11 protein-coding genes and 1 pseudogene are annotated in these 9,864 nt (G+C 65.2%); 5 read left to right on the top strand and 7 right to left on the bottom strand.

All coding sequences use genetic code 11. The features are described from left to right. From ACU0BR_RS02090 to ACU0BR_RS02060, 7 genes are all read right to left on the bottom strand, one after another. Window positions 1-678: FAD-binding protein (locus tag ACU0BR_RS02090; RefSeq protein ID WP_446155186.1), on the bottom strand; the 678-nt coding region annotated here is incomplete at its 3' end. Between the two features lie 6 nt (window positions 679-684). Further along, window positions 685-1,065: a succinate dehydrogenase, hydrophobic membrane anchor protein gene (gene sdhD / locus ACU0BR_RS02085; protein WP_446155185.1), complete on the bottom strand. Its 381-nt coding sequence runs from the start codon at window positions 1,063-1,065 to the stop codon at window positions 685-687. 12 nt (window positions 1,066-1,077) lie between these two features. Continuing rightward, entirely contained in the window at window positions 1,078-1,461 is a 384-nt protein-coding gene (gene sdhC / locus ACU0BR_RS02080; protein WP_446155184.1) for a succinate dehydrogenase, cytochrome b556 subunit, read from the bottom strand. A gap of 291 nt (window positions 1,462-1,752) precedes the next feature. Continuing rightward, window positions 1,753-2,787, bottom strand: a complete 1,035-nt coding sequence (locus tag ACU0BR_RS02075) for a MaoC family dehydratase (RefSeq protein ID WP_446155183.1) — start codon at window positions 2,785-2,787, stop codon at window positions 1,753-1,755. Between the two features lie 56 nt (window positions 2,788-2,843). Then, window positions 2,844-3,050 carry a DUF1737 domain-containing protein gene (locus ACU0BR_RS02070; protein WP_446155182.1) on the bottom strand — a complete coding sequence of 69 codons (207 nt, stop codon included), beginning with the start codon at window positions 3,048-3,050 and terminating at the stop codon, window positions 2,844-2,846. Between the two features lie 4 nt (window positions 3,051-3,054). Further along, entirely contained in the window at window positions 3,055-3,597 is a 543-nt protein-coding gene (locus tag ACU0BR_RS02065; RefSeq protein WP_446155181.1) for an NnrU family protein, read from the bottom strand. Continuing rightward, complete coding sequence (locus ACU0BR_RS02060) at window positions 3,594-4,466, bottom strand: HpcH/HpaI aldolase/citrate lyase family protein (RefSeq protein ID WP_446155180.1); 873 nt, start codon at window positions 4,464-4,466, stop codon at window positions 3,594-3,596. Before ACU0BR_RS02060 ends, ACU0BR_RS02065 begins: the two co-directional genes overlap by 4 nt. Window positions 4,467-4,841: 375 nt before the next feature. On the opposite strand from ACU0BR_RS02060, the gene ACU0BR_RS02055 reads away from it, so the two are divergent. The 5 genes and pseudogenes from ACU0BR_RS02055 to ACU0BR_RS02035 all read left to right on the top strand — a co-directional run. Next, window positions 4,842-5,258, top strand: a complete 417-nt coding sequence (locus ACU0BR_RS02055; protein ID WP_446155179.1) for a hypothetical protein — start codon at window positions 4,842-4,844, stop codon at window positions 5,256-5,258. A 347-nt stretch (window positions 5,259-5,605) separates the two neighbouring features. Then, window positions 5,606-6,808, top strand: coding sequence for a PRC-barrel domain-containing protein (locus ACU0BR_RS02050; RefSeq protein WP_446155178.1), 1,203 nt, complete (start codon window positions 5,606-5,608; stop codon window positions 6,806-6,808). A gap of 216 nt (window positions 6,809-7,024) precedes the next feature. Further along, window positions 7,025-7,987 (top strand): malate dehydrogenase, encoded by a 963-nt coding sequence (gene mdh / locus ACU0BR_RS02045; protein WP_446155177.1) that lies wholly within the window; start codon window positions 7,025-7,027, stop codon window positions 7,985-7,987. Between the two features lie 265 nt (window positions 7,988-8,252). Next, complete coding sequence (sucC, locus tag ACU0BR_RS02040) at window positions 8,253-9,446, top strand: ADP-forming succinate--CoA ligase subunit beta (protein WP_446155176.1); 1,194 nt, start codon at window positions 8,253-8,255, stop codon at window positions 9,444-9,446. Window positions 9,447-9,449: 3 nt separating this feature from the next. Then, a pseudogene (locus tag ACU0BR_RS02035) lies at window positions 9,450-9,864 on the top strand (succinate--CoA ligase subunit alpha); the annotation flags it as partial.

Here is a 9,864-nt window from a genome sequence, read left to right as displayed (position 1 = left end):
GCCATCGCCGGTGCAGGTATGCGCGGAGGTTGCCGAGAAATAGGTGCGGCCGTAACCGCCGGTCGCCAGCACCACCATCTTGGCGGAGAAGCGATGGATCGTGCCGTCATCAAGGTTCCAGGCGACGACCCCGGTGCAGGTGCCATCATCGCTCATGATCAGGTCGATCGCAAAATATTCGATGAAGAACTCGGCATTGTTGCGCAGCGACTGGCCGTAAAGCGTGTGCAGGATGGCGTGGCCGGTACGGTCGGCGGCGGCACAGGTGCGCTGCACCGGGGGGCCTTCGCCGAACTCGGTGGTGTGGCCGCCGAAGGGGCGCTGATAGATCTTGCCCTCTTCGGTGCGCGAGAAGGGCACGCCGTAATGTTCCAGCTCATAGACCGCCTTGGGGGCCTCTCGCGCCAGATATTCCATCGCGTCGGTGTCGCCCAGCCAGTCCGACCCCTTGATGGTGTCATACATGTGCCACTGCCAGTTGTCGGGCCCCATGTTCGACAGCGAGGCGGCGATACCGCCCTGTGCCGCAACCGTGTGGCTGCGGGTCGGAAAGACCTTGGTGACGCAGGCGGTGCGCAGCCCCTGTTCCGCCATGCCGAGCGTGGCGCGCAGGCCGGCGCCGCCGGCCCCCACCACGACGACATCGTAGGAATGGGTTTCGTAGTCATAAGCGGCCATGGGCGATCAAGCTCCTTTCAGCGCCAGTCCGACAACGGCGATCACACCCGTTGCGGCGGCGGCATAGCTGACGATGATGGTGGCAAGGATCAGCACCTTGCGCGTCAGCCCCTGTGAATAATCCTCGATCATCACCTGCGCCCCGTGGCGGAAGTGTGCAAAGCCCACCGCAATGGTCAGCGCGGCGACGACGGAGGGAAACGGCCGTGCGAAATAGGCGATCACCTCGGGGTGAGGACGCCCCAGCATCGGGCCGAAGGTAAAGACGAAGAGCGGCACGAGTATCGCCAGAGCGACGGAACTGATGGTCATGTTCCAATGTGCCCTGGTGCCGGATTTGGCCGAACCCAGCCCCTCCGCGCGCTTGCGGTCGGTGAGATATGACATGGCGCGCGCTCCTTATACCGCGAGGAATGTGATGATGGTCAGGATCAGCGATCCCGCGATCACCGCATAGCCCAGCGCATAGGTGCTTTCGAGGTCGTAGCCGCGCCCGCTGTCCCAATAGAGATGCCGCAGGCCCGCCATGAAATGATACCACAGCCCCCAGACCGACAGCGCCATGACCAGATCCCCGAACCATGAGGTGATGAAGCCGTCGGCGGTCGCGAAGGCCTGCGGCCCGGCCGCGGCGGCGGCGAACCACCATACGATCATCAGCGCCGCCACCAGCATCGCGTTGCCGGTGATCCGCGTCAGGATCGAGGTGATCGAGGTCATCTGCGGGCGGTAGATGGTGATGTGCGGCGATAGGGGCCGGTTGCCCCTGTTCACGTCGGCCATGGCTGCCATCCTTTCGATCTGGGATAAGCCTGTAGAACGGTCGCGACAATCAATACGCTTTTTTCAGGCCGAGTCACGGGTGAGCACCCGGAAAATCGGCCATTTTCCGCGAAGACAGGCCAATTTTTGCGCCCGTGTGATCGCAAATTTAATTTTTGCGATCACAAATTTTCTTCCAGTGATCACAACCGCATCGTACCGTCCGTCCGGCAGGACGTCCTTCGCCTCGGCACGGACTCGGGCCGCCACCGGGCAGGAAAGCCTCGGTGCGGGCCGGGGCGCGCCGCATGGCTAGACCGGCATCAGCGCCCAGTAATCCAGATCCAGCAGCACGCCCGGCGCGTAGCGCCCCTCGGCATCGCGCAGGCTGAACGCGTCCGCGCCGTCCTTGCAGGCCACCAGCCGCAGGCGGATCGCCCCCACCCCCGGCGCGGCGGTTTCGGCGGCATCCAGAACCTCGGACCAGGCGCGGATGGTGTCGCCCGCGAAACAGGGATTGGCATGGGCACCGCTGTTGATCCCGGCGATCAGCTGCGCGTTCGCGAGCCCGTTGAACGACAGGCTGCGCGCCATGGAGATCACATGCCCGCCGTAGATCAGCCGCTTGCCGTCTTCGCGGTTGGTGGCGTCGAAATGAACCTTGGCCGTGTTCTGCCACAGCCGCGTGGCGAGCATATGCTCGGCATCCTCGACCGTGACCCCGTCCACATGGTCGATCTTCTCGCCGATGCGATAGTCGCGCAGGCGGTGCGGCTCTCCGGCCTGGGTGAAGTCATAGGCGGTGAAATCCAGCCCCGCGGGGACGCGCAGCTGATCGGGGCGCAGGGCGCGTTGCAGATCGGGCAGCATTTCGCGCGGGGCGGACGCCCCGGCGTCGCGCTTGCGCACCATCACCCAGCGAATGTATTCCAGCACCTCGGTTCCATGCTGGTTGGTGCCGGTCGTGCGGACCCAGACCACGCCCGTCCGGCCGTTGGAATTCTGCTTGAGCCCGATCACTTGCGAGCGCGCGCGCAGCGTGTCGCCGGGGTGCACGGGGTGCAGGAAACGCCCTTCCGCATAGCCGAGGTTGGCGACCGCGTTCAGCGAGATGTCGGGCACCGTCTTGCCGAACACGGTGTGGAACACGATCAGATCGTCCAGCGGCGCGGCCCCCAGACCGCAGGATTTCGCGAATTCATCCGATGAGGCCATCGCATGGCGTGCGGGATAAAGCGCGTGGTAGAACGCGCGCTCACCGCCCGAAAGGGTGCGCGGCACGGCGTGGTGGATGACCTCGCCGTGGCTGTAATCCTCGAAGAAGCGACCGGAGTTGGTTTTCGTCATCGCTGCGCCCTCGTTGTCGTTGCGCCATTGCCGGACGCCGCTTTTCGCGTCGGCCGTTACTGCGCGCCCAGCTTCATGTCCGGCGCATAGGTCTTGCCCGGCACGTCCTTCACCACGGCCTGCCCGCAGCGCATCACGCCCGTACCCGCATCGAAGGCCTGGGTGGGGGAGCCGTAGAGCTCCCACCCTTTCGACAGCGCCTCGGAGACCTTGTGGCAGAAGGCCGAGGAGTCCTCGGCAGAGAGAAAACGATAAAGCTTCATGTGATCATCCAAACGGAAAATAGCCGAGCGCGGTATGGATGCCCGCGATTATCAGATAGACGGCGATGGTGATGACGATGGCCTTCACCTCGGCCTTGGGTTTGACGGGCGGCGCGGTCCACTGCGGCTCGGCCGCGTTGATGACCGCCATTTCCGCCAGTGCCCACAGCAGCAACGTGCCGAACAGCACCAGCGATGCCACATCGCCGTTGACCAGCAGATGCGCGACCGCCCATGTGACCGTCCCCCAAAGCATCGGGTGCCGGGTGCGCCGGTGCAGCCGAGTCTTCGCGCCGCTGACCGCGAACAGGTAGACCGCGAACAGCATCAGCAGGTTGTTGATGCCCCGCGCCCAGGCGGGGGGATCGTAGACCGGCGTAATCGGCGCCGCGCGGTAGCCCACGATCATCAGGATCAGCCCCGCCAGAATGGCGACCGCCACGATCCCCTTGCCGCCGCCGCCCAGCCCGGCGCGCGCCGAGGGCGCCATCCGCTTGAAAAAATGCGCGCCGATCCAAAGCGCCAGCCCCAATATCAGCCAGATCATGCGTCTTCTCCCCTACTGTTGATCGCGTCCATGCGCTGCAAGGTGCGGCGCGCGGCATCGATGTGCAGGTTTTCCACGATCTGGCCATCGACGACCGCGATGCCGCTGCCCTGCGCCTCGGCGGCTTCATAGGCCTTTATCTGACGCTGCGCCAGATCAAGCTCCGCCTCGGAGGGCGCGAAGATACGGTTGGCTGCCTCAAGCTGCGCAGGGTGGATCAGCGTCTTTCCGTCAAAGCCGAGATCGCGCCCCTGCTCACATTCGCGTGCAAGCCCGTCCTGATCGCGAAAGCTGTTGTAGACGCCGTCGATGCACAACAGCCCATGCGCGCGTGCGGCCAGCAGGCACATCTGCAGCCCCGCCATCAGCGGGCCGCGATCCGCTCGGAACCGCGCGCCGATGTCCTTGGCCAGGTCGTTCGTGCCCAGCACCAGCGCCGCAAGCCCCGGCGCCCGCGCGATCGAACCGACGTTGAGCACCCCCAGCGGCGTTTCCAGCATCGCCCACAAGGGCGCCCGCGCATGCGCATCCGGCAGCAGCGCGCGCAGCCGGTCCAGATCCTCGGGCGCCTCGACCTTGGGCAGCAGGATGGCATCCAAGGGACATTCGGCCAGCGCCGCCAGATCCTGCCGTGCCCACGGCGTGTCGAGCCCGTTGACCCGCACGATGCGCGTGCGCGCGCCGAAATCATGGGAGCGCAGGGCCAACGCCAGTTCGCTGCGCGCGTCCTCTTTCGCGCCGGGCGCAACCGCATCCTCCAGATCGAAGATGATCGCGTCGGCGGGCAGCGTCCGCGCCTTGTCCAAGGCCCTGCGGTTGGACGCGGGCAGGTAGAGCACGGAACGAAACGGCCGGGCATGGATGTCCAAGATTCTCTCCCCTCGAAATATTAGGGACAGTAAGGACCACAACCGCGCAACAAAATGCAAGAGGGCTTTCGCCGCAATGCAGCGAAACTTGCCCCTGGCGCGGGCCTGATGCGGGCCTGACGCGGGCCTGACGCGGGGGCGTTAATCCTTTCTTCGCATTCCGTTGCCACGCTGGGCGCAGCCGCGCGCGCTGCGTTTACCGGGCGGAGGGGAAATTGGAGGCAGGGTTGCGCCCGTGATGCAGCGTGGCACGGACCGCCGGGACAGGTCTCCCGCGGCGGTTGCATCCGCTTTCGTACCACGGCCGAGCCCCGATCCGGGCCTCGGACTCCCCCGGGCGTTCCGTGCCGCGCCCGCCTGCCAGGAGGATTTCCCATGTTTCGACACCTGTTCGCCCTGTCATTCGGCCTCGTCGCCGTTCTGCTGCTGATCTCTCCCGCCCATTCGTCATCCGCGCCTGCCGCGCGCCCCGCGCCCCTGGCCACTGCGCCCGCCACCGCTGCGCCCGCCGCCGCTGCGCCCGCCGCCGCTGCGCCCGCCGCCTCCAACGGGCAAAGCTGTGCGCCGCGCGCCCATGTGCTTGAACGCCTCGCCAGCGCCTATGGCGAAACGCGGCGCGGCATCGGGCTGGGGCGCGGCAATGTGGTGATCGAGGTCTTCGCCTCCGACCGCACCGGCAGCTGGACGATCGCAATGACCACCACCGACGGCACGACCTGTCTGATCGCGACCGGCCTGTCCTACGAGGATCTGGCGGAAGAGCTGCCCCATCCGAGCCGCACCGACACCTGAGCCGCGCGCCCGGCACCTGCACCACCCCGGCCACAACGGCACACCCGGGGTGGTGCAGCCCCCGTCGCCCCCGGCACCGCGCACAGACCGAACACCGCGCGCGTAAAACCCTCGCCCGCGCGTATACGCCCGACCGAAGCCCGCACACCGAGATAATTCCTGGAACAGCCCCGTCCCCTTCCGCGTCCCCTTCGGCACAGAGGGTGAAAGCCTCAACGCCCAAAGCCGCGCAATGTTTCGTGACAAACAAGAAATATTCGACGGAACACAACGACTTTCGCGGGTGTTTATCTGCCATAAGGGCGGCCCCGACGGGCACGTCCCGAGTGGAAGAAGGAGACGACATCATGAAACGCTTTCTGACAACGGCGGCTACCGCCCTGGTTCTGAGCACCAACGCCTATGCAGCCGCGCATATGGCGCAGGTTGGAAGCTATCAAATCGACGCCAGCAAGGACTTCTATGCCTCCGATCTGATCGGAATGCGCGTCTATGCGACGAAGGACCAGATGGGCGACAAGCCCGTGCAGGCCGGTGCCCAGAAGAACTGGGACGATATCGGTGAAATCAATGACATCATCGTGTCCAAGGACGGACAGATCCAGGCCGTGATCCTGGGCGTCGGCGGTTTCCTGGGAATTGGGGAAAAAGACGTGGCCGTCGCCATGTCCGACGTCAAGATGGTGCAGGAAGACGGCCAGTCCGCCGGCAACTTCTTCCTCGTCGTGAACACCGACAAGGCGACGCTCGAGGCCGCTCCGGCGTTCAAGCGTGAGCCCATGCCGCAAAACGGGGCTGCCAACACCAACGCGAGCGGGTCCGCGAACACCAACGCCGCGGCCATGCCGAAACAGGCCGACAGCGCGAACCAGACCGCGACCGCTGACGCCAACGCGAATGCCGCCGCGAAGCCCGCGGACAGCAACGTGACAGTCACCACCAACAGCGACAACGCCGCCGCCAACACCGACACCTCGGCGCAGATCAAGGCCGACGTGAATACCGCGGCCGACAAGACCGCCGATGCGATGGACAAGGCTGCCGACAAGACCGCGAATGCCGCCAGCGACGCGGCCAATGCGACCGCCCAGGCCGTGGACAACGCCGCGACTGCCACGGGCAATGCCGTTGACAACATGACCACCACGACCACGACCACGTCGACGGCCGACACCACCGCAGGCGCAGCCGCCCCCACGGGCACCGTCGGCAACCGCACGGTTCTGAACCAGCCCAACATCCAGCGCGAAGGCTACCAGCCCGTGCCGGCGAGCGAAATCAGCACCGACCAGCTGGACAACGCAGCCGTCTACGGCGTGAACGATGAACGTATCGGCGAGATCGACAAGCTGCTGCTGTCCAAGGACGGTCAGGCCGAACAGGCCGTGATCAATGTCGGCGGCTTCCTCGGGATCGGCGAAAAGCCGGTCGCCGTGACCTTCAAGGAGCTTTCGATCATGCGCTCCTCGAATGGTGGCGACCTGCGCGTCTACATGGATGCGACCAAGGACCAGCTGAAGGCGCAGCCGAAATACGTCGCCAAGAACTAAGTCCTTTCGTCTCAAGGGATGATCGGTCGGCCCTCCTGCCCGGGGGGCCGACTTTTTGCGCCGGGCGCGCAGGTTTTTATGCGCCGGGCGCGCCCATGGTGCCGCGGACAAAAGCGTCGATCTTCGGCCCGTTTTCACGATTTCCCCCGCGCTCTTGCGCCTGATGCGGCAAATGGCTACGCACACGCCAGTTTGAACCGACCGGAGATCATTCCAATGTCCAGACCCAAAATCGCCCTTATCGGCGCAGGCCAGATCGGCGGCACCCTGGCCCATCTCGCCGCCCTCAAGGAGCTGGGCGATGTCGTGCTGTTCGATATCGCCGACGGCGCTCCCCAGGGCAAGGCGCTCGACCTTGCCGAATCCGGTCCCACGGAAGGTTTCGACGCCGCGGTGACGGGGACCAACGATTACGCCGATATCGCTGGCGCCGACGTCTGCATCGTGACGGCCGGCGTGCCACGCAAGCCCGGGATGAGCCGCGACGACCTGCTTGGCATCAACCTCAAGGTCATGAAATCGGTCGGCGAAGGCATTGCCAAGAACGCCCCCGACGCCTTTGTCATCTGCATCACCAACCCGCTCGACGCCATGGTCTGGGCACTGCGCGAATTTTCAGGTCTGCCGCACGAGAAAGTCGTGGGCATGGCCGGCGTGCTGGACAGCGCGCGTTTCCGCCATTTCCTGAGCCTGGAATTCGGCGTCTCGATGCGCGACGTCACCGCCTTTGTGCTCGGCGGCCACGGCGACACGATGGTGCCCCTGACACGTTATTCCGCCGTGGGCGGCATCCCCCTGCCCGATCTGGTCAAGATGGGCTGGACCAGCCAGGACAAGCTGGACGCCATCGTGCAGCGCACCCGCGACGGCGGCGCGGAAATCGTGGGCCTGCTGAAGACCGGATCGGCCTTCTACGCGCCCGCGACCTCGGCGATCGAGATGGCGGAGGCCTATCTGAAGGATCAGAAGCGGGTCCTGCCCTGCGCGGCCTACGTCGACGGCGCCCTGGGGCTGAAAGGTCTTTACGTGGGCGTGCCGACCGTGATCGGCGCCGGCGGGATCGAGCGCGTCATCGACATCAAGCTCAACAAGGACGAGCAGGCGATGTTCGACAAATCGGTCGACGCGGTGAAGGGTCTCGTGGCCGCCTGCAAGGAAATCGACAGCTCGCTGAGCTGAACCGGACCGAGGCGCGGAATGTCAGGGCGGGCCCGATGGCCCGCCCTGTTCCGTTTCTGCGCGCCGCCTTTTTGGGGGCCGCGCCTTCCGCCCCCGGAGGGCTGGCGGAGGCCGGGTCGCCGCACTTGTGATCACGGCAAATAATCGTGTGATCACAAAAGGTCGATTTTTCCGCGTCAAATCGCTTATCGGCCAGAAATCCGTTTCAAAGCGCCCTGCGCCTGTGTTTATACAGGAAGCGACTGCACTGAAACAGGACAGCTTCATGAACATCCATGAGTATCAGGCCAAGGCTCTGCTGCGCGATTACGGCGCACCGGTGTCGGACGGTCGCGTCGTCACGCGCGCCGAAGAAGCGAAAACCGCTGCCGGAGAGCTCGACGGCCCGCTATGGGTGGTCAAGGCGCAGATCCACGCGGGCGGGCGCGGCAAGGGCAAGTTCAAGGAAGCAGACGCGGGCGAAAAGGGCGGCGTGCGCATCGCCAAATCGGTGGAAGAAGCCGCGAGCGAAGCCAAGAAGATGCTGGGCCGCACCCTGGTGACGCATCAGACCGGCCCGGCGGGCAAGCAGGTCAACCGCATCTACATCGAGGACGGCTCGGGGATCGAGACCGAGATGTATCTTGCGCTGCTGGTGGACCGGCAGACCAGCCGCATCTCATTTGTCTGCTCGACCGAGGGCGGTATGGACATCGAGGAGGTCGCCGCAGCGACCCCCGAAAAGATCCTGTCGTTCAGCGTCGATCCCGCCACCGGGTATCAGCCGTTCCACGGCCGCCGCATCGCCTTTTCGCTGGGGCTGAAGGGCGCGCAGGTCAAGCAATGCGTCGCGCTGATGGGCACACTTTACCGCGCCTTCCTCGAGAAGGACATGGAGATGCTGGAAATCAACCCGCTGATCGTCACCGACAAGGGCGATCTGAAGGTGCTGGACGCCAAGCTGGGCTTCGACGGCAACGCGGTCTACCGCCACGCCGACATCGCCCAGCTGCGCGACGAGACCGAGGAGGATGCCAAGGAACTGGCCGCGTCCAAATACGATCTGAACTACATCGCGCTGGATGGTGAAATCGGCTGCATGGTGAACGGCGCGGGCCTGGCGATGGCCACGATGGACATCATCAAGCTCAAAGGGGCGGAGCCTGCGAATTTCCTCGACGTGGGCGGCGGCGCCACCACCGAAAAGGTGACCGAAGCCTTCAAGATCATCACCAGCGACGAGAACGTCAAAGGCATCTTGGTCAACATCTTCGGCGGCATCATGCGCTGCGACGTGATCGCCGAGGGCGTGGTCGCCGCGGTCAGGGAAGTGGGCCTGAAGGTGCCGCTGGTCGTCCAGCTGGAGGGCACCAACGTCGACAAGGGCAAGGAGGTCATCAACTCCTCGGGCCTGAACGTCATCGCCGCCGATGACCTGAGCGACGCCGCCGAAAAGATCGTGAAAGCGGTGAAGGGATAAGACATGGCCATTCTCGTTGACGAAAACACACGCGTGATCTGCCAGGGTCTGACCGGATCGCAGGGCACCTTCCACACCGAACAGGCGATCGCCTACGGCACCAGGATGGTCGGCGGCGTGACGCCGGGCAAGGGCGGGCAGACGCATCTGGACCTGCCGGTCTTCGACAGCTGCCATGAGGCCGTGGCCAGCACCGGCGCCAATGCCAGCGTGATCTACGTGCCGCCCCCCTTCGCGGCGGATTCGATCCTGGAGGCCATCGACGCGCAGATCCCGCTGATCTGCTGCATCACCGAAGCCAGCCCGGTGCTGGACATGATGACGGTCACGCGCGCGCGGGTGGGATCCAAAGGGCGTCTGATCGGGCCGAACTGCCCCGGGGTGAGCACGCCGGACGCCTGCAAGATCGGCATCATGC

Source organism: Brevirhabdus sp., assembly GCF_052826345.1.
The sequence above is the reverse complement of the archived record's forward strand: the minus strand, read 5'-3'. Positions and strand labels throughout refer to the sequence as shown.